The organism is Paraburkholderia guartelaensis (genome assembly GCF_004353905.1).
Classification (GTDB): domain Bacteria; phylum Pseudomonadota; class Gammaproteobacteria; order Burkholderiales; family Burkholderiaceae; genus Paraburkholderia; species Paraburkholderia guartelaensis.
The window spans coordinates 17572-35395 of the sequence record NZ_SMOD01000023.1; the positions used below are offsets into that span (position 1 = coordinate 17572).

The window sequence follows — 17824 nt, forward strand, 5'->3', positions numbered from 1 at the left end:
GGACCGGCGCCTTGCGGCGCGCACGCGCGAAGCGCGCGTTACGACGAAATGAGTTACGCATGAGCATCATCGACATCTCCGAAGTGAAATCCGGTTCCCACGTGACGCTGAATTACCGGCTTTCACTCGCCGATGGCACCGAAATCGTCAATACCTTTGTCGACCGTCCCGCCACCCTGCTGATGGGCGCCGGCCAGCTTGCGCCGCCGCTGGAAGAGATTTTGCAGGGCCTGAAGGTGGGTCACCACTCGACCTTTCAGCTAGAACCCGGCGTCGCTTTCGGCCAGCGCAACCCCGACCTGATCCAGCGCGTCTCGCTCAAGACCCTGCGCGAGAACGGCATGATCGGCGAGGAGTTCAGCCCGGGCGACCTGATCGAATTCAACGCCCCCAACGGCGGGCGCTACGCGGGTGTGCTCAAGGAAGTGAACGAGACCTCCGCCCTGTTCGATTTCAACCACCCGCTCGCTGGCCAGGCGGTTGCGTTCGAAGTGCAAATCATCGGAATCCTTTAAAGCCCATGACCAACACGGACACGTCCCTCATCGCAGAACTGGCCGACGCGGAAATCCTGCTCGCCCAGCCGCGCGGCTTCTGCGCCGGCGTCGATCGGGCCATCGAGATCGTCGAGCGCGCCATCCAGCTTCACGGCGCACCGATCTACGTGCGTCACGAGATCGTCCACAACGCTTATGTCGTCGAAGACCTGCGCAAGAAGGGGGCGATCTTCATCGAGCAGCTCGATGAAGTCCCGTCCGGCAACACGGTGATCTTCAGCGCGCACGGCGTCTCCAAGTCGGTGCGCGCCGACGCCGAGGCGCGCGGCCTGCGCGTCTACGACGCGACCTGCCCGCTCGTCACGAAGGTGCACGTGGAAGTCGCGAAGATGCGCGACGAAGGTCTCGACATCGTCATGATCGGGCACAAGGGCCATCCGGAAGTGGAAGGCACCATGGGGCAGGTGGCCGAGGGCATGTACCTCGTCGAAGACATCGCCGATGTCGAGGCGCTCAAGCTGCGCGACCCGCAGCGCGTGGCGTTCGTCACGCAAACCACGCTCTCGGTGGACGACGCCGCGGAAATCATCGCGGCGCTCAAGGCGCGCTTCCCGGCGATTCGCGAGCCGAAGAAGCAGGACATCTGCTACGCCACGCAGAATCGCCAGGACGCCGTCAAGTTCATGGCGCCGCAATGCGACGTCGTGATCGTGGTGGGCAGCCCGAACAGCTCCAATTCGAACCGCTTGCGCGAAGTGGCCGAGAAGCGCGGCATCCCCGCCTATATGGTGGATGCGCCCGAGCAGATCGACCCCCAGTGGCTCGCCGGCAAGCGCCGGATCGGCCTGACGGCCGGCGCGTCCGCTCCCGAGGCGCTGGCTCAGGAGATCATTCGCCGCCTGCACGAACTTGGTGCGCGCAACGTGCGCGCACTCGAAGGCATCGAGGAGAACATTGCATTCCCGTTGCCGCGTGGACTTGGTCAGCCGGTCTGACGCCGCCCGCACTCCACAAGAACGCGCCCATCCGGCGCGTTTTTTTATGCCCGCGACAGATGCATGGCGCCAATAATAAGGGTCACATGGTGAAAAAAGGGAGGTTAACCTCACATTGGCCGGGTGTTCTTATTAGTGTTTTCTCTAGAGTGCGGCACTGAATCGTGTGGTGTGACCCCTAATTTATGGGTCCATTGACACGTATTCGACATGAATCGACCGCGCCGAAGAGGGATTTTTATGCTCTCTCTTAAATATCTTTCATTTGACCCAATGCCCGCCCGACAAGGCATTGCGGCGATTATCTGCAACACATGATGTGAAGCCCGTCGATTTTTGGTGCAACTGATGCACGAAAATGAGGCGCAACCATTGGTGCAACCCGGTGCAGGTGGTTATCTAAAAATATGGTTGCAATGCAGGAAAACCCTGCCGGTTCAACAATATTGCCCGTCGCATAATTGGCGTTACAATGCGCGCGTTCTGAAGGCTGGACGTCCCATGAGAAGGCCATCAGGCAAGCATTTCGGAAGGCGCAGGAGACCTGATTAATGCAATTCAAGTCGGCTTTTGCCGCGTCATCGGTAAATGCGGTTGCGCCGCGCAATGCGTGGCACAGCCGCAATGTCGAGACGGGCACGAGCACAACATCGATCATTTCTGGCATGCAGATTGCTTTTGCATGCACCGGCGTTGTCATGCCGGTTCGCCGCCTGGGTGCGACGGATCTCGTAGCTGAGATCCCGCAGTGCGCGGGCGGCCGGGGAGAGGGAGTCATGGCGTTTGACGCATTCGCGTTTGCCGGCCGCAAGGCTCGCCGCGAATACGCCAACGTGAATATGACGCGTAGTTGATTGAACCCGACGGCACCGAACCATCCGACGGTGCCGTTTTTGCATCCGCTTTTGGCGAGCCTGCCGCTGCAACACAGCGGCAACGCGAACCAGGGCGGCCAACCGTTACCGGTTTTTACTTCAATACCCGAAAGTGTCGTTGCGGTTCCGTAAAACATCGCCCACCGGCCGATGACGAGCGCGAATCCGGTTGCACGGGCTAAGGAGCATTAAATGGATATTTTCATCCAGCAGATCCTGAATGGGCTGGTGCTTGGCAGCATCTACGCCATCATCGCACTGGGCTACACCATGGTGTACGGGATTCTGGGCATCATCAACTTCGCGCACGGCGACGTGCTCATGGTGGGCGCCATGGTCGCGCTCTCCGCGATCAATGTGCTCCACAATCACTTCCCGGGCCTCGGGAACATCCCCACGCTGTGCATTGCGCTCGCGGTTGCCGCGGTCGTGTGTGCGGTCGTCGGGTACACGATCGAAAAGGTCGCGTACCGGCCGCTGCGTCGCGCGCCGCGCCTCGCACCGCTGATCACCGCGATCGGGGTATCGATCCTGCTGCAGACGCTGGCCATGATCATCTGGGGCCGCAATCCGCTCGCGTTCCCCCAGCTCATCTCGACCGACCCGATCAACGTCATCAAGCCGACTGAAACCGGCGTGGGCGCCGTGATCTCGATGACGGAAATCGTCATCATCGTCGTCGCGTTCGTCGTGATGGCGGGTCTGCTGCTCCTCGTGCACAAGACCAAGCTCGGCCGCGCCATGCGCGCCATCGCCGAGAACCCGAACAATGCTTCGCTGATGGGCGTGAACCCGAACTTCGTGATCTCGGCCACGTTCATGATCGGCTCGGCGCTCGCAGCGCTGGCCGGCGTGATGATCGCCTCGGAATACGGCAACGCGCACTTCTACATGGGCTTCATCCCCGGCATGAAGGCCTTCACGGCCGCGGTGCTGGGCGGTATCGGCAATCTCGGCGGCGCCATGGTCGGCGGCGTGGTGCTCGGTCTGATCGAGCAGCTCGGCGCAGGCTACATCGGTAACCTGACCGGCGGGGTGTTCGGCAGTAACTATCAGGACGTCTTCGCATTCATCGTGCTGATCGTCGTGCTCGTGTTCCGTCCGTCGGGGCTGCTGGGCGAACGTGTCGCGGACCGCGCATAAGAGGGAGTAACACAACATGACTTCAATTCAACCGATCGAGCCGTCGACGACGCTCATCCCCGAAAAGAACATGACGAAGACCCTCACGGTCGGCATCGTGACGGCCATCGTCGTGGCAGCGCTTCCCTTCGTGGTGGGCGCCGCGGGTGGCAACTACTGGGTGCGCGTGCTCGACTTCGCGATGCTGTACGTGATGCTCGCGCTGGGTCTGAACGTGGTGGTGGGCTTCGCCGGCCTGCTCGACCTGGGCTACATCGCGTTTTACGCGGTGGGCGCCTACGTCGCCGCGCTGCTGACTTCGCCGCACCTGACCACGCAGTTCACGTGGATCGCCAACATGTTCCCGAACGGGCTGCATACGCCGTACTGGATCGTGGTGCCGTGCGCCATGGCGCTCGCCGCGATCTTCGGCGTGCTGCTCGGCGCGCCGACGCTGCGTCTGCGTGGCGACTACCTCGCCATCGTGACCCTGGGCTTCGGGGAAATTGTTCGTATCTTCATGAACAACCTCGACCGTCCGGTGAACATCACCAACGGGCCGCAGGGCATTACCGGCGTCGCGCCGCTGCAGGTGTTCGGCTTCAATCTCGCGCAGCCGCACGAGATCCTGGGCTTCACGTTCACGTCGGTCTACATGTACTACTACGTGTTCGTGATCTGCGCGCTGCTCGTGATCTGGGTGTGTACGCGTCTGCAGCACTCGCGTATCGGCCGCGCATGGGCCGCGATCCGCGAGGACGAAATCGCCGCCAAGGCCATGGGTATCAACACCCGTAACGTCAAGCTGCTCGCGTTCGCGATGGGCGCGTCGTTCGGCGGCCTGTCGGGCGCGATGTTCGGTGCGTTCCAGGGCTTCGTTTCGCCGGAATCGTTCACCTTCTGGGAATCGGTCGTCGTGCTTGCCTGCGTGGTGCTGGGCGGCATGGGCCACATCCCCGGCGTGATTCTCGGCGCCGTGCTGCTCGCCATTTTCCCCGAGTTCCTGCGCTCGACGATGGGCCCGCTCCAGCACATGCTGTTCGGCCACGAAGTCGTCGATACGGAAGTCATTCGCCAGCTGCTCTACGGCCTCGCCATGGTCGTCATCATGCTGTATCGCTCGGAAGGCCTGTGGCCGGCGGCGAAGCACGAAGACAAGATCGCGAAGATCGCCAAGCGTGCCAGCAAGAAGCCGGTTCGCGCATAAGGACAGGGAGAACACCACATGAGCAACAAAGCTATCCGCCTGTCCGTGAAGGGCGTGAACAAGCGCTTCGGCGGCTTGCAGGCGCTGTCCGACGTCGGCCTGCAGATCGAGGAAGGCACGATCTACGGCCTGATCGGCCCGAACGGCGCCGGCAAGACCACGTTCTTCAACGTGATTACCGGTCTGTACACGCCTGACTCGGGCGAATTCAAGCTCGACGGCACGGCCTATACGCCGACCGCTGTCTATCAGGTAGCGCAGGCGGGCATTGCACGTACCTTCCAGAACATTCGCCTGTTCGGCGGCATGACCGCGCTCGAGAACGTGATGGTCGGCCGCCACGTGCGCACGAAGCACGGCCTGCTTGGCGCTGTGTTCCAGACCCCCTCGGAGCGTCAGGAAGAGCGCGAGATCAAGGAGCGCGCGATCGAACTGCTCGAATACGTGGGCATCGCGCAATACGCGGACTACACCTCGCGCAACCTCTCGTATGGCCACCAGCGCCGTCTGGAAATTGCGCGCGCGCTCGCGACCGATCCGAAGCTGCTCGCGCTCGACGAGCCGGCAGCCGGCATGAACGCGACCGAGAAGGTCGAACTCACGCGCCTGCTCGACAAGATCCGCGCGGATGGCAAGACCATCCTGCTGATCGAGCACGACGTGAAACTGGTGATGGGCCTGTGCAACCGGATGACAGTGCTCGACTATGGCAAGGTGATCTCCGAAGGGCTGCCGCAAGACGTGCAGAAGGACCCGAAGGTGATCGAGGCATATCTGGGTGCGGGGGTTCACTGATGTCGACATCGGTTCTGAAAATCAAGGGTCTGCAGGTCAATTACGGCGGGATCCAGGCAGTCAAGGGCGTGGACATGGAAGTTCGCCAGGGCGAACTCGTCACGCTGATCGGCGCGAACGGCGCGGGCAAGACCACGACGATGAAGGCCATCACGGGTCTGAAGCCGTACTCGGCGGGTGACATCGAGTACATGGGCCAGTCGATCAAGGGCGTGCCCGCGTATGAACTGCTCAAGCGCGGCCTCGCGATGGTGCCGGAAGGCCGCGGCATCTTCGCGCGCATGTCGATCCTCGAAAACATGCAGATGGGCGCGTACCTGCGCAGCGACAACGACGGCATCCAGAAGGACGTCGAGCGCATGTTCGGCTTCTTCCCGCGCTTGAAGGAACGCGCCACGCAGCTCGCAGGCACGCTCTCGGGCGGCGAACAGCAGATGCTTGCCATGGCGCGCGCGATCATCAGCAAGCCGAAGCTTCTGCTGCTCGATGAGCCGTCGATGGGTCTCTCGCCGATCATGGTCGAGAAGATCTTCGAAGTGGTGCGCACGATCTCGTCGGAAGGCATCACGGTGCTGCTCGTGGAGCAGAACGCACGTCTCGCGCTGCAGGCGGCCAATCGCGGCTACGTGATGGATTCGGGCCTCGTGACGATGGAAGGCGAAGCCAAGCAGATGCTCGACGATCCGAAGGTGCGCGCAGCGTACCTGGGCGAGTAAGCTGCATTGCGGTCCTCGCGGCCGCATAAAAAACAAAAGCCGCATGGGTGCGAAACCCATGCGGCTTTTTTCATGGCTTCGGCCAATTAGGCTCAGGCGAGCGCTTCGGACTCCTGCACGGCGAGGCGCTTGCCGAGACTCACCACGGCATCGGTGCGATAGCCGAGCTGCTCGTAGAACGCGAGCACCTCGGCCTTGTCGGTGAGCACCTGAAGGTTGAGCTTCAGGCACCCCATCGCGGCGAGCGCGTTTTCCGCATGGCGCACGAGCCGCGTGCCGAGGCCATGGCGCCGCGCTTCGGGCGCGACGGCGACCGAATAGAGCCAGCCGCGATGCCCGTCGTAACCCGCCATTGCCGTGCCGACGAGCGCGCCGTCGGCGTCCCGCGTCGCAACGAAGAACAGCTCCGGCTGCGTGCCGAGCTTGTTCGCGATCGACAGACGCGGATTGCGATGCGGCCGGCTCGCATCGTTGTACTCGGGAAACGCCTGCCGCCAGAGCGCGATCACCGCTTCGGTATCGGCTTCGCTGAACACGCGGATCGTGACGGACATCGCTCGTGCTCCGTCCGATTACAGCGAGTCGAGGATCGTGCGCAGCATCGCCATCATCTGGTCGATTTCCTGCGTCGTCACGTTCAGCGCCGGCATGAAGCGCAGCAGGTTCGGGCGCGCGGCGTTGAGCAGCAGGCCGTCCGGCTGCATGAGGCGCGCCTTCTCGACGATCTCCGGCCCGATGTCCTTGCCGAGCAGCAGCGCGCGCAGCAAGCCTTCGCCACGCTCGCCCTGGAAGCCGCGTTCGGCCGAAAGCTCGAGCAGCTTTTCGCGCAGATACTCGCCGCGCTCGCGCACGCCTTCGAGGAAGCCGGGCGCAACCAGTTGCGAGATCACCGAATAGCCCACGGCGGTCATCAGCGGGTTGCCGTTGTACGTGCCGCCCTGGTCGCCCGCTTCGAACACGGCGATTTCCTTCTTCGCGAGCAGCGCCGCGAGCGGCACGCCGCCGCCGATGCCCTTGCCGAGCGTCATGATGTCCGGCTCGATGCCCGAGAGTTCGTAGGCGAAGAGGGTGCCCGCACGGCCGCAGCCGCTCTGCACTTCGTCGACGATCAGCAGGATGCCGTGCTTCTTCGTGAGCGCGCGCAGCTGCTGCATGAATTCGCGCGTGGCGGGAATCACGCCGCCTTCGCCCTGGATCGGCTCGAGCATCACGGCGACGGTCTTCGCGTTGATGAGCTTTTCAACCGAGGCGATGTCGTTCAGATCGGCCTTCGGGAAGCCCGGCACTTGCGGTGCGTAGATCGTGTCCCAGCCCGGCTTGCCGCTCGCCGACATCGTCGCGATCGTGCGGCCGTGGAAGCTGTGGTCGAACGTGATGATCTCGTAGGCGCCGTCACGATGCTTCTTGCCCCACTTGCGCGCGAGCTTGATCGCGCCTTCGTTGGCTTCGGCGCCGCTGTTGGCGAAGAACACCTTGTCGAAGCAGCTGTGCTCGGTGAGCAGGCCGGCGAGCTTCGCCATCGGCTCGTTGTAGAAGGCCGGCGACGGGTTGATGAGCAGGCGCGACTGCTTTTCCAGCGCCTCGATCATGCCGTCGTTGCAGTGCCCGAGGCTGTTGACCGCCCAGCCCTGGATGAAGTCCAGGTATCGCTTGCCCTCGTTGTCGTAGAGCCACGACCCCTTGCCATGCGTGAAAACGATTTCGGGCCGGTTGGTGATGTACATCAGCGACTCGATCGGGTACTCGGAATAATTCATGGCAACGGGCTCCGCGTTGGGGCTGCACAAGGGTTGAAAAGATACGGCGGAAAAACAAAAAGCCACGGACTGGCCGTGGCTTTCGTGATTCGAACTTGCTGTGCGTTGAGAAGTACAACGCGCGTCCGCGAGTAGCCAGGCCCTAAAGATGGGGCGAGCGGCGACGTCGAAGGGCGGACAGGATGCAGTTCATGGGCGCAAGAATACGACAAGCCGAATGGCGATGTAAACCATCAATGTGCCGAATTTTTCCAGGCGGCCGAAGAATTTTTCGTGACGACTGCCCGGCGGGTCGATGCATTGCACACGCAACGACCCATCCAGACGAGCGTCAGACGGCGTTCGCGAGGTCCGCGGCGCTCGTGAACGAGTCTGCGTAGAACTCGTCTTCGGGCAGGCCGTGGTGCTGCGTGAAGTCGCGCTGCGCCGACTCCACCATCACCGGCGCGCCGCACGCATAGACCTGGTAACCCGAAAGATCGGGCAGATCCTCGATCACGGCGCGGTGCACGAAGCCCGTGCGGCCGGTCCACTCGTCGTCGGCGGCGGGCTCGGAGAGCACCGGCACGAAGCGGAAGTTCGGGATGTCCTTCGCCCATTGCTCGGCGAGTTCCATCAGGTACAGGTCCTTCTTCTGACGCGCGCCCCAGTAGAGCGTCATCGGGCGGTTCAGGTTCTTGTGAACCGCGTGCTCGACGATCGCCTTGAGCGGCGCGAAGCCGGTGCCGGAGGCGAGCAGCACGATGGGCTTGTCGGACTCCTCGCGCAGGAAGAAGGTGCCGAGCGGCGCTTCGAAGCGCAGGATGTCGCGCTCCTTCATCTGCGAGAAGACGTGGTCGGTGAACTTGCCGCCCGGCATGTGGCGGATATGCAGCTCGATCGGGCCTTCCTCGTGCGGCGCGCTCGCCATGGAGTAGCTGCGGCGCGTGCCGTCCTTGAGGATGAACTCGAGGTACTGGCCGGCGAGATACTGCAGGCGCTCGTTGGCGGGCAGTTGCAGCTTGAGGACGACGACGTCGTCGGCGCGGCGCTCGATGGCGGCGATGCGGGTAGGCAGCTTGCGCACCTGCACGTCGCCCACGCCCGCGACTTCGCGGATATCGATTTCGAGGTCCGTTTGCGCCGTCGCACAGCAGAAGAGGGCCATGCCGCGCGTTTTTTCGTCATTGGAAAGCGCCGAAGCCGCATGGGCGCGCTGCTCGACTTCGCCGTGGCAGACCGTGCCCTTGCACGAGCCGCACGCGCCGTTCTTGCAGCCATACGGCAGGCCGATGCCCTGACGCAGGGCCGCGTTGAGAATGGGTTCGTCGGGCTCGACCTGGAATTGCCGGCCGCTTTGCTTGAGCGTTACGTTGAAAGCCATATTCAGGGAAGCGTAAGTCTGTATCCGAGGGTTGAATCCGATCGCGGGTCGCTTTGGGTAAGCTGCCGCGTTTCCTTGTCGGCCTTCGCCGCGAGGCCCGGGCCGCTAAAATGGTTCCACCATGATTGCCACACGAACCTTGCGCCGTGCGCGCATCCTGATTGTCGGTTGCGGCGACGTCGGCCTGCGCGGCGTCGCCCAGTTGCGCGAGCGGCCAGACCGCGCGCGCGTATTCGCGCTCACGCGCCGAGCCGAGCGCGCAGACGTCGTGCGGGCCGCGGGAGCCACGCCGGTGCGCGGCGACCTCGATTCCCGCAAGAGTCTCGCGCGGATCGCGGGCCTGGCTCGCACCGTCCTGCACCTCGCGCCACCGCAAAAATCCGGCGACGACGATCTGCGCACGCGCCGCCTGATCGCAGCGCTCGCGGCGCGGCGTCGCGCGGTGTCGCGGCCTGCGCTGGCGGGCGTGGCGCCGCGCGCCTTGCGGCCCCCATTGCATTGCCTCGTGGACCGCATGCGCCGCAGCGCTTTCGGCGATGCCGCAGCCTTTGGAGCATCCGTCATTGTACCCGAGCGCATCCGGCGGTTTTCTCGTACCCGGCGCAAGCGCCTCGAACGCCCGAGGCTCGTCTACGCGAGCACGACGGGGGTGTACGGGGATTGCGGCGGCGCGCGCATCGACGAAACGCGCACGGTGCAGCCCGCCAACGCCCGCGCCGTGCGCCGGGTGTCGGCCGAGCGGCAACTGCGCGGCGCCACGGCGCGCGGTGCGCTCAGCGCCACGATCGCGCGCATTCCCGGCATTTACGCCGCGAACCGCCTCCCGCTCGCGCGGCTCGAGAAGCGCACGCCGGCGCTCGTTGACAGCGACGACGTCTACACGAGCCATATCCACGCAGACGACCTCGCGGCGATTCTCCTGCGCCTCGCGACGCACGGCCTTCCGGGGCGTGCGATCCACGCGACGGACGACAGCGAACTGAAGATGGGCGAGTATTTCGACCGCGTAGCCGATGCCTTCGGCCTCGCGCGCGCGCCGCGCGTGAGCCGTGCCGAGGCCGAGCGCGAACTCGAGCCGGTCTTGCTGTCGTTCATGCGGGAGTCGCGACGGCTCGCCAATACGCGCCTCAAGCGCGAGCTGCGCGTGCGTTTGCGTTATCCCGACGTAGATGCGTTCTTGCGCACGCTGCCGCCGCACCCGTGACTCCGGGCGGGCGGCGCGGCGCAAAGCGTGCCGTTCACGTGATGGCCGGCAGCGCTTCGAGCAGGAGGAAGCACAATAGCGCTCCGATGAGCGCCCCGATGAGGTTCGGATGATACTGATGTCGCATATGCATCGACGCGAGCAGGCCACCAATCAGAACCGCCCCTAGCGCCATGAAGGCCATCAACACGAATGAGATTTCGAATGAGCCGTTGATGATCATGATGCCCCTCCTTGCAACTTGTAATCGTTCTTGAGACGAGTATAGGGCGGAAGCTCGGCAAGGACATGCTGCGGCGCGGCGAAAACGATGCCTGTTTGCAAGCATCGGTGCGTCAACCCACTGAGCGGCGGGCGCTCGTATCGCCCGGTGGTGGTTTACCCCTTGTTGCGCAACGCGTCGAGCGCTGTGGCGTCGAGCCATTGCCAGGCGCCCGGCGCCAGGCCGGCGGGCAGGCAGAAGCCGCCGATGCGCTCGCGGTGAAGCGCCTCGACGCGGTTGCCGGCCGCGGCCACCATCCGCTTGACCTGGTGATACTTGCCTTCGAGCACGGTCAGCTCCAGCTCGTGGTCCGCACGTGCGTTTGCGGCGACGGCGACAATCGGCTCGCGCTCGCCGTGCAGCAGCACGCCTGCACGCAGGGCATTGAGCTGGGTTTCGTCGAGCGGATGGCGCGTGGTCGCCACGTAGACCTTCGGCACCTTGCGTTTGGGCGACGTGAAGGCGTGGACGAACTGGCCATCGTCGGAAAGCAGCAGGAGGCCGGTCGTATCCTGATCGAGGCGGCCGACGCATTGCACGTTGCGCTCCCCGAACTGCGGCGGCAGGAGATGAAACACGCTCAAGTGATGCTGCGGATCGCGCGAGCACTCATAGCCCGCGGGCTTGTTGAGCGCAATGTAGGCGCGCTCGTGAAACGGCCACGGCGTGCCGTCCACGCTGAAAACGAGACCAGCCGTGTCGAACGTTGCGAGCGGGTCGCTGCACGGCTCGCCCGCGACGGCGACCCGCGCGTCGGCGATGAGGGCACGGCATTGACGGCGTGAGCCGAAACCCTGAGTGAAGAGGATGCTTTCGAGATTCATGACGAACGGCTGACAGCGTAGAGCCGGCTATTTTATCCGTGGCGACGTGGTCCGCGCTGTCGTGCCCGTCACCTGTCCGCTTCGCACGGCTTGACCGCGTATTTCGGGCGGATGGCGTAACGTAGCGCAGGGTATTGGCAGGTCCGGCGCATTGCATGACCCGGACGCCTGAATACACGCCCCCAATTTTCTACTTGCGCAGCGCCCGGCCTCGGAGCGCGCGCTGCGCCATTCGGCTCACGTGGAGAACACCATGGCGAAGACAATAGCGGATCATCTGGCGAAAACGCTCGAGGCAGTCGGCATCGAGCGCATCTGGGGCGTGACCGGCGACAGCCTGAACGGGCTGTCGGCGAGTCTGCGAAAGCTCGGCACGATCCGCTGGATGCACACGCGGCACGAGGAAGTCGCCGCCTTCGCGGCGGGTGCCGAAGCGGCGGCAACCGGCCGGCTTGCGGTGTGCGCGGGCAGTTGCGGGCCTGGCAATCTGCATCTCATCAACGGTCTCTACGACTGCCATCGCAACCACTCGCCGGTGCTCGCGATCGCAGCGCACATCCCCTCGACGGAAATCGGCCTCGGCTATTTCCAGGAGACGCACCCTACCGAACTCTTCCGCGAGTGCAGCCATTACGTGGAACTGGTGACGAACGCCTCGCAGTTCCCACGCGTGCTCGACACCGCGCTGCGCACCGCGATCGACCAGAAGGGCGTCGCCGTGATCGTGCTGCCCGGCGACGTGGCGCTCTTGGACGCGTCCGACGAGGAGCCGGCATGGGCCCAGGCGGCGCGTCCGGCGACCTTGCCTTCGTCGGCGGATATCGACCGGCTCGCCGAGTTGCTCAATCGCTCCGAGGCGGTGACGCTGCTGTGCGGAAGCGGCTGCAAGGGCTCGCATGACGAAGTGGTGGCCTTTGCGGACGCGCTCGGCGCGCCGACGGTGCATGCGCTGCGCGGCAAGCAGTACGTCGAATGGGATAACCCATTCGACGTGGGCATGACCGGGCTGATCGGCTTCAGCTCGGGCTACCACGCGATGATGTCGTGCGACACGCTCGTCATGCTCGGCACCGACTTCCCTTATCGCAACTTCTATCCGCAGCACGCGAATATCGTGCAGATCGACCGCGACGCGGCCGCGCTCGGCAAACGCGCACCGCTCACGCTCGGGCTCATCGGCGACGTACGCGAGACGTTGCGCGCGCTCACGCCGAAGCTCACGCGCAAGACCGACCGGCGCTTCATCGAGCATGCGCGCGAGCACTACGCGAACGCGCGCAAGGGACTCGACGAGCTTGCGCGCCCGGCGGCCGCCGGCAAGCCGCTGCATCCGCAGTATGTGGTGGCGCGTCTCGACGCGCTCGCCGAGGACGATGCGATCTTCGCGGTCGATGTCGGCACGCCCACGCTCTGGGCCGCGCGCTATCTGACGATGAACGGCCGGCGCCGCCTGCACGGCTCGTTCAACCACGGCTCGATGGCGAACGCCATGCCGCAGGCGCTCGGCGCGCAGGCAGCGCACGCCGGGCGCCAGGTGGTTTCGCTCTCCGGCGACGGTGGCCTTTCGATGCTGCTCGGCGACATTCTCACGGCGCGTCAGCTCGATCTGCCGATCAAGATCGTTGTCCTGAATAATAGTTCGCTCGGTTTCGTCGCCATGGAGATGAAGGCGGGCGGCTACGTGGAGACGGGCACCGATCTGGTGGCCACCAACTTCGCGGATATCGCGCAAGGCGCGGGCCTTTTTAGCGTGCGCGTGGAGACGTCCGAAGCACTCGATGAGGCGTTGCGCGCGGCGTTCTCGCACGCAGGGCCGGCGCTCGTCGACGTGGTGACGACGAAGCACGAACTGGCCATGCCGCCGAAGCTGCAGTGGGCGCAGGCGAAAGGGTTCAGCCTCTACATGCTGCGTGCGGTGCTGAGCGGGCGCGGAGACGAAGTGGTGGAGCTGGCGCAGACGAATTTGCGCTGAGGCTCGTACGGCAGACCTGCGTCAGTCAGTGATCGAGACGCAGGTGCTGTCCTCGGGCCAGGTGCGAAATTCATCGACCCGGCCCGCGCGCACGTCGAGCAGCAGCCGGTCCAGCGCTTCGAGCCTGGCGGATCTGTCCGCGCTCGAGCGGATCAACGTGGCGGCGGTGCGTCCGGAGACCGACTCGTGGGCCTCGATGAGGATGCGTATGGCTTCCTCTCGTGTCATGAAAATGCGGTCCATCGTGCGCTCCCGGTTTGCTATCTCAATAACTTCGACAACGATAGCAGCGGGGCGCGGCAGGCCGTGCGGCATCCGCAGGACGCTTGATCTTCGTCCAAAGAACGGCGTGGCGGATTCAGGCCGGCAACAAAAAACCCGCGAAGCCTGAGGCTTTCGCGGGTTTCAGGATTCCGGCGGCAATTGCCGGAAAGCATTCTGGTGCCTCGGGCCGGAATCGAACCGGCACTCCTTTCGGAACCGGATTTTGAGTCCGGCGCGTCTACCAATTTCACCACCGAGGCGTGTATTTATGCGAGTTTCTCGCACCCGAGCAAACATACGAGTGCTCGAAGTAGCCGGTGATTATGACGCAAATCGCCCGCCCAGGCAACTATGCGGCGGCAAGCGGTCAAATCGTCCGCGAGAACCGCTCGGGCTGCTGCGCGCCAAGATAGCGGTCAAACACCATCGCAATATTGCGCACCAGCATGCGCCCAGCGGGCAGCACCTCCAGGCGGTCGGCGCTGCGCGCAACGAGCCCGTCGCGTTCGAATTCGCGCAGCCGTTCGAGTTCGGGCGTAAAGGCCGCCGGAAAACGCACCCCGTAGGCGGCCTCGAATTCGTCGTAACGCAGTTCGAGATTGCACATGAGTTCCGTGATGATGTCGCGGCGCAGACGGTCATCGGCGGTGAGGCGCACGCCTTTGGCGGTCGCAAGCTTGCCCGCGCCAATGGCCGCGCCGTAGCCAATCAGGTCTTTTGCGTTCTGCGCGTAGACGTCGCCGACCTTGCCGATCGCCGAGGCGCCAAAGCCGATCAGGTCGCAGTCGGCGCGCGTGCTGTAGCCCTGGAAATTGCGATGCAGCGTGCGTTGGGCCTGGGCGCGCGCGAGTTCGTCGGTGGGCAGCGCGAAATGGTCCATGCCGATGTAGACGTAGCCCGCCTCGGTGAGCTGCTCGATCACGAGCCTTAGCAGCGCCATGCGTTCCGCGGGCGTGGGCAACGTGGCTTCGTCCATCTGGCGCTGCATCTTGAAGAGATGCGGCATGTGCGCGTAGCCGAACACCGAGATGCGATCGGGCGCGAGCAGCAACATCGTTTCGAGCGTGCGGCTGAATGTTTTGACGTTCTGGTGCGGCAAGCCGTAGATCAGATCGACGCTGATCGATTCGAAGCCGTTCGCGCGCGCGGCGTTCATGACGTCTACGGTCAGCTCGAGCGGCTGGATGCGGTTGACGGCCTTCTGCACGACCGGATCGAAGTCCTGAACGCCCAGGCTCAGACGGTTGAAGCCAAGCGAACGCAGATGCGCAATGGTCTGCGCCGTGGCTTCGCGCGGGTCGATCTCGATCGAGTATTCGCCGGTGTCGTCGGGCTGCAGCGCGAAGTATTCGCGCGTGGCGGCCATCAGCGCGCTCATTTCGTCCAGCGAGAGAAAGGTGGGCGTGCCGCCGCCCCAATGCAGCTGCGAAACGGGGCGCTTCGTGTCGAACAGCGCGGCCTGCAGCTCCACTTCGCGGATCATCTGCGCGAGATACGGTTTCGCGCGGCCGCGATTCTTCGTGATGACCTTGTTGCAGCCACAATAGAAACAGACGGTGTCGCAGAACGGGATGTGGAAGTACAGCGAGAGGTCGGTTTCGCTTGCGCCCGGATCGGCCGCCGCGCGCCGGTAGTCGGCGGGATCGAAGTCGTCGCGGAACTGCAGCGCGGTGGGGTAGGAGGTGTAACGCGGGCCGTTGGCGCCGTATTTGGCAAGCAGGTCGGGGCGAAAGAGCAGGTCGGCGTCGCTCATGCAAAGCTCACTGGGAAGGGCGGCGCACGGGTGGGCAGCGTCCGGCGCCGCGGAAGGCCGCGCACAGGTGGCCTGTCCCTTGTCCTACAGCGCCAGATGGACAAAGTGTACGAGCGAGTAGGAAGAAGCGATTGTGTAAAAAGGTCGCATGCGAGCGATGGCACAATGCCGTCTGGTCCGCCGCCGCGCGGACGCAATCTGTCAGAGTTCCAGGAAGCCGAAGTGAGTACCGTTTTTCCCGCCGATGCCTCAGCGCATGCCTGCCGTCCCGGTTGCGGCGCGTGCTGCATCGCGCCGTCCATTACGAGCCCGATTCCGGGCATGCCTCAAGGCAAGCCGGCCGGCGTGCGATGCGTTCAACTCGGCGAGGACCTGCGCTGCATGATCTTCGGCTCGCCGTTGCGACCGGCGTGCTGCTCGGGGCTGCAGCCGCAGCCCGAGATGTGCGGGGCGTCGCGCGAGGAGGCCATCGTCTGGCTCACGCGTCTCGAGGCGCAAACCCAGCCGCGAAGCCAGCCGTAAGCCCAGCCACAAGCGCCAGCCGCAAGCGCCAGTAGCGCGCTGAACGAGGCGCAAACTGCGTCGGCCAGCCGTTATGCGCCAGAATGACGGCGCGTCGAACCCGGCCAAACAAGGAGATTTCGCATGGTCCACACCGCAACGCGCGTTTCCCGGCGCGCCTTCCTGTTCACAGCCTGCGCTGCGGCAGGGACGGCGATGTCGCTCGGCGCGTGTGCGACGGGGATTTTCCCGTTCATTCCCGATCACTACACGTTTTCGCAGCAGCAGGTGCAGGACGCGGTGCAGCGCAAGTTTCCCTATCACCGCTCGATGCAGCAGATTTTCGACGTCTCGCTCACGAACCCCGTCGTGACACTGCAGCCCGATCGCAACCGGGTGGCCGTGCGCCTCGACGCGCATCTCGAAAGCCCGTTGATGCAGCAGCCCGTGAGCGGCGCGTTCACGGTGTCGAGCGAACTCGCCTACGACAGCGCGAACCGCGCCGTGGTGCTGCGCTCGCCTTCGGTCGACGGCGTCGACATGGCGGGCAACGCCGCCGCCTACGCGCCGCAGGTGAGCGCGGTCGCCGCGCTCGTCGCGACCCAGCTGCTCAACAACTACCCCGTCTATACCTTCAAGCCCGACCAGCTCCAATTTGCCGGCGTCAACTACGAACCCGGTACAATCACCATCCTTACAAACGGCATACGCGTGCAGATCGTCGAGAAGTAAGCGGACGAAACGCCAGCGCACGCGGCCGTCGTCGGTCGCGTGGCGCGGCGTGCGCCGTGCCGACGCTCAAAGAAGAGGGATAAAAGGGATGGACTGGATTTTGACCTGCAAGGCCTTGATTCTCGGCATCGTCGAAGGCCTGACGGAATTTCTGCCCGTTTCGAGTACGGGGCATCTGATCGTCACCGGCAGCTTGCTCAATTTCGACGGCGAGTATGCAAACACCTTCTATGTGGTGATTCAGTTTGGCGCGATTCTCGCCGTGTGCTGGGAGTTCCGGCGCAAAATCGGCGAGGTCGTCGTAGGGTTGCCCTCGCGGCCCGATGCGAGGCGCTTCACGCTCAACGTGATCGTCGCCACCATTCCGGCAGTCGTGCTCGGTCTGATGTTCGAGAAGGCGATCAAGTCGGTGCTCTTCGCGCCGGTGCCGGTCGCGTTCGCGCTCGTTGGCGGCGGCCTCGTCATCCTGTGGGTCGAAAATCGCCTGCGTGGCCCGAAGGGACTGCCGGTCGCCGAGCAGCGCAGCGCGCGCGTGAACTCGATTGACGAGATCACGCCGCTCGACGCATTCAAGGTAGGCTGCGCGCAGTGCTTCGCGCTGATTCCGGGCATGTCGCGTTCCGGCTCGACCATCATCGGCGCGATGCTGTTCGGCCTCGAGCGGCGCGTCGCGACCGAGTTCTCGTTCTTCCTTGCGATTCCCGTGATCTTTGGCGCGACCGTTTATGAGCTGTACAAGAGCTGGCACGAGCTGTCGGCGGACTGGCTCGGGCTCTTCGGCATCGGCTTCGTCGCCGCGTTCGTGAGCGCGTTTGCGTGCGTGCGCTGGCTGCTGCGCTTCGTGGCTACGCACGATTTCACCGCCTTCGCGTGGTACCGGATCGCTTTCGGTCTCGTGATCCTGCTGTTCGGCTATGGCGGCGGGCTAGGCTGGGACGACTAAAAACGCAACGGGCGCCGTGTGACATCACGGCGCCCGTTTTTC

General features: G+C 64.2%; 19 protein-coding genes and 1 tRNA gene. 12 read left to right on the forward strand and 8 right to left on the reverse strand.

From position 1 onward, the window contains the following. Positions 1-59 precede the first annotated feature (59 nt). From E1N52_RS26585 to E1N52_RS26615, 7 genes are all read left to right on the forward strand, one after another. Positions 60-515 (forward strand): FKBP-type peptidyl-prolyl cis-trans isomerase, encoded by a 456-nt coding sequence (locus E1N52_RS26585; protein ID WP_028205261.1) that lies wholly within the window; start codon positions 60-62, stop codon positions 513-515. 5 nt (positions 516-520) lie between these two features. Further along, positions 521-1492 (forward strand): 4-hydroxy-3-methylbut-2-enyl diphosphate reductase, encoded by a 972-nt coding sequence (ispH, locus tag E1N52_RS26590; protein WP_028205260.1) that lies wholly within the window; start codon positions 521-523, stop codon positions 1490-1492. Between the two features lie 551 nt (positions 1493-2043). Further along, positions 2044-2346, forward strand: coding sequence for a hypothetical protein (locus E1N52_RS26595; protein WP_133185788.1), 303 nt, complete (start codon positions 2044-2046; stop codon positions 2344-2346). Between the two features lie 213 nt (positions 2347-2559). Continuing rightward, positions 2560-3510, forward strand: a complete 951-nt coding sequence (locus tag E1N52_RS26600; RefSeq protein WP_133185789.1) for a branched-chain amino acid ABC transporter permease — start codon at positions 2560-2562, stop codon at positions 3508-3510. A 16-nt stretch (positions 3511-3526) separates the two neighbouring features. Then, positions 3527-4696: an ABC transporter permease subunit gene (locus E1N52_RS26605; RefSeq protein WP_133185790.1), complete on the forward strand. Its 1170-nt coding sequence runs from the start codon at positions 3527-3529 to the stop codon at positions 4694-4696. A gap of 18 nt (positions 4697-4714) precedes the next feature. Beyond that, positions 4715-5491, forward strand: coding sequence for an ABC transporter ATP-binding protein (locus E1N52_RS26610; protein ID WP_069262747.1), 777 nt, complete (start codon positions 4715-4717; stop codon positions 5489-5491). Further along, positions 5491-6207 carry an ABC transporter ATP-binding protein gene (locus E1N52_RS26615; protein WP_112173207.1) on the forward strand — a complete coding sequence of 239 codons (717 nt, stop codon included), beginning with the start codon at positions 5491-5493 and terminating at the stop codon, positions 6205-6207. Before E1N52_RS26610 ends, E1N52_RS26615 begins: the two co-directional genes overlap by 1 nt. Before the next feature lie 92 nt (positions 6208-6299). On the opposite strand, the gene E1N52_RS26620 is transcribed toward E1N52_RS26615, so the two are convergent. The 3 genes from E1N52_RS26620 to E1N52_RS26630 form a co-directional block, all read right to left on the reverse strand. Then, positions 6300-6761, reverse strand: a complete 462-nt coding sequence (locus E1N52_RS26620) for a GNAT family acetyltransferase (protein ID WP_133185791.1) — start codon at positions 6759-6761, stop codon at positions 6300-6302. Positions 6762-6779: 18 nt separating this feature from the next. Then, a complete protein-coding gene (locus E1N52_RS26625) occupies positions 6780-7964 on the reverse strand; it encodes an acetylornithine transaminase (RefSeq protein ID WP_133185792.1) in 1185 nt (394 codons plus the stop codon). 331 nt (positions 7965-8295) lie between these two features. Further along, the gene (locus tag E1N52_RS26630) at positions 8296-9327 is read right to left on the reverse strand and encodes a CDP-6-deoxy-delta-3,4-glucoseen reductase (RefSeq protein ID WP_133185793.1); all 1032 of its coding nucleotides are present in this window, start codon (positions 9325-9327) and stop codon (positions 8296-8298) included. Positions 9328-9448: 121 nt separating this feature from the next. Between E1N52_RS26630 and E1N52_RS26635 the strand changes: the two genes are divergently transcribed. Next, entirely contained in the window at positions 9449-10531 is a 1083-nt protein-coding gene (locus tag E1N52_RS26635; RefSeq protein WP_133185794.1) for an NAD-dependent epimerase/dehydratase family protein, read from the forward strand. A gap of 34 nt (positions 10532-10565) precedes the next feature. Here E1N52_RS26635 and E1N52_RS26640 read toward each other — a convergent pair whose 3' ends face one another. Continuing rightward, positions 10566-10754 carry a hypothetical protein gene (locus tag E1N52_RS26640; RefSeq protein WP_042260822.1) on the reverse strand — a complete coding sequence of 63 codons (189 nt, stop codon included), beginning with the start codon at positions 10752-10754 and terminating at the stop codon, positions 10566-10568. 155 nt (positions 10755-10909) lie between these two features. Then, positions 10910-11617, reverse strand: a complete 708-nt coding sequence (locus tag E1N52_RS26645) for a pseudouridine synthase (RefSeq protein WP_133185795.1) — start codon at positions 11615-11617, stop codon at positions 10910-10912. Positions 11618-11870: 253 nt separating this feature from the next. Between E1N52_RS26645 and poxB the strand changes: the two genes are divergently transcribed. After that, the gene (gene poxB, locus E1N52_RS26650) at positions 11871-13589 is read left to right on the forward strand and encodes a ubiquinone-dependent pyruvate dehydrogenase (protein ID WP_133185796.1); all 1719 of its coding nucleotides are present in this window, start codon (positions 11871-11873) and stop codon (positions 13587-13589) included. A 21-nt stretch (positions 13590-13610) separates the two neighbouring features. On the opposite strand, the gene E1N52_RS26655 is transcribed toward poxB, so the two are convergent. The 3 genes from E1N52_RS26655 to hemN form a co-directional block, all read right to left on the reverse strand. Then, on the reverse strand, positions 13611-13832 hold the full coding sequence (locus E1N52_RS26655) for a hypothetical protein (protein ID WP_133185797.1): 222 nt from the start codon (positions 13830-13832) through the stop codon (positions 13611-13613). A gap of 196 nt (positions 13833-14028) precedes the next feature. Continuing rightward, positions 14029-14113 (reverse strand) — tRNA-Leu (locus E1N52_RS26660). 107 nt (positions 14114-14220) lie between these two features. After that, the gene (hemN, locus tag E1N52_RS26665) at positions 14221-15606 is read right to left on the reverse strand and encodes an oxygen-independent coproporphyrinogen III oxidase (protein WP_133185798.1); all 1386 of its coding nucleotides are present in this window, start codon (positions 15604-15606) and stop codon (positions 14221-14223) included. 222 nt (positions 15607-15828) lie between these two features. Here hemN and E1N52_RS26670 point away from each other — a divergent pair, with 222 nt between their 5' ends. The 3 genes from E1N52_RS26670 to E1N52_RS26680 all read left to right on the forward strand — a co-directional run bounded on the left by E1N52_RS26670 (position 15829) and on the right by E1N52_RS26680 (position 17782). Then, positions 15829-16128: a YkgJ family cysteine cluster protein gene (locus E1N52_RS26670; protein WP_133185799.1), complete on the forward strand. Its 300-nt coding sequence runs from the start codon at positions 15829-15831 to the stop codon at positions 16126-16128. A gap of 123 nt (positions 16129-16251) precedes the next feature. Further along, entirely contained in the window at positions 16252-16839 is a 588-nt protein-coding gene (locus E1N52_RS26675) for a DUF1439 domain-containing protein (protein WP_133185800.1), read from the forward strand. Between the two features lie 88 nt (positions 16840-16927). Continuing rightward, positions 16928-17782, forward strand: a complete 855-nt coding sequence (locus E1N52_RS26680; RefSeq protein WP_133185801.1) for an undecaprenyl-diphosphate phosphatase — start codon at positions 16928-16930, stop codon at positions 17780-17782. The last annotated feature ends 42 nt before the right edge of the window (positions 17783-17824 follow it).

Coding starts and splice junctions, on each gene's coding strand:
- E1N52_RS26585 (WP_028205261.1), top strand. CDS start 60: ATGAGCATCATCGACATCTCCGAAGTGAAATCCGGTTCCCACGTGACG.
- ispH (WP_028205260.1), top strand. CDS start 521: ATGACCAACACGGACACGTCCCTCATCGCAGAACTGGCCGACGCGGAA.
- E1N52_RS26595 (WP_133185788.1), top strand. CDS start 2,044: ATGCAATTCAAGTCGGCTTTTGCCGCGTCATCGGTAAATGCGGTTGCG.
- E1N52_RS26600 (WP_133185789.1), top strand. CDS start 2,560: ATGGATATTTTCATCCAGCAGATCCTGAATGGGCTGGTGCTTGGCAGC.
- E1N52_RS26605 (WP_133185790.1), top strand. CDS start 3,527: ATGACTTCAATTCAACCGATCGAGCCGTCGACGACGCTCATCCCCGAA.
- E1N52_RS26610 (WP_069262747.1), top strand. CDS start 4,715: ATGAGCAACAAAGCTATCCGCCTGTCCGTGAAGGGCGTGAACAAGCGC.
- E1N52_RS26615 (WP_112173207.1), top strand. CDS start 5,491: ATGTCGACATCGGTTCTGAAAATCAAGGGTCTGCAGGTCAATTACGGC.
- E1N52_RS26620 (WP_133185791.1), bottom strand. CDS start 6,761: ATGTCCGTCACGATCCGCGTGTTCAGCGAAGCCGATACCGAAGCGGTG.
- E1N52_RS26625 (WP_133185792.1), bottom strand. CDS start 7,964: ATGAATTATTCCGAGTACCCGATCGAGTCGCTGATGTACATCACCAAC.
- E1N52_RS26630 (WP_133185793.1), bottom strand. CDS start 9,327: ATGGCTTTCAACGTAACGCTCAAGCAAAGCGGCCGGCAATTCCAGGTC.
- E1N52_RS26635 (WP_133185794.1), top strand. CDS start 9,449: ATGATTGCCACACGAACCTTGCGCCGTGCGCGCATCCTGATTGTCGGT.
- E1N52_RS26640 (WP_042260822.1), bottom strand. CDS start 10,754: ATGATCATCAACGGCTCATTCGAAATCTCATTCGTGTTGATGGCCTTC.
- E1N52_RS26645 (WP_133185795.1), bottom strand. CDS start 11,617: ATGAATCTCGAAAGCATCCTCTTCACTCAGGGTTTCGGCTCACGCCGT.
- poxB (WP_133185796.1), top strand. CDS start 11,871: ATGGCGAAGACAATAGCGGATCATCTGGCGAAAACGCTCGAGGCAGTC.
- E1N52_RS26655 (WP_133185797.1), bottom strand. CDS start 13,832: ATGGACCGCATTTTCATGACACGAGAGGAAGCCATACGCATCCTCATC.
- hemN (WP_133185798.1), bottom strand. CDS start 15,606: ATGAGCGACGCCGACCTGCTCTTTCGCCCCGACCTGCTTGCCAAATAC.
- E1N52_RS26675 (WP_133185800.1), top strand. CDS start 16,252: ATGGTCCACACCGCAACGCGCGTTTCCCGGCGCGCCTTCCTGTTCACA.
- E1N52_RS26680 (WP_133185801.1), top strand. CDS start 16,928: ATGGACTGGATTTTGACCTGCAAGGCCTTGATTCTCGGCATCGTCGAA.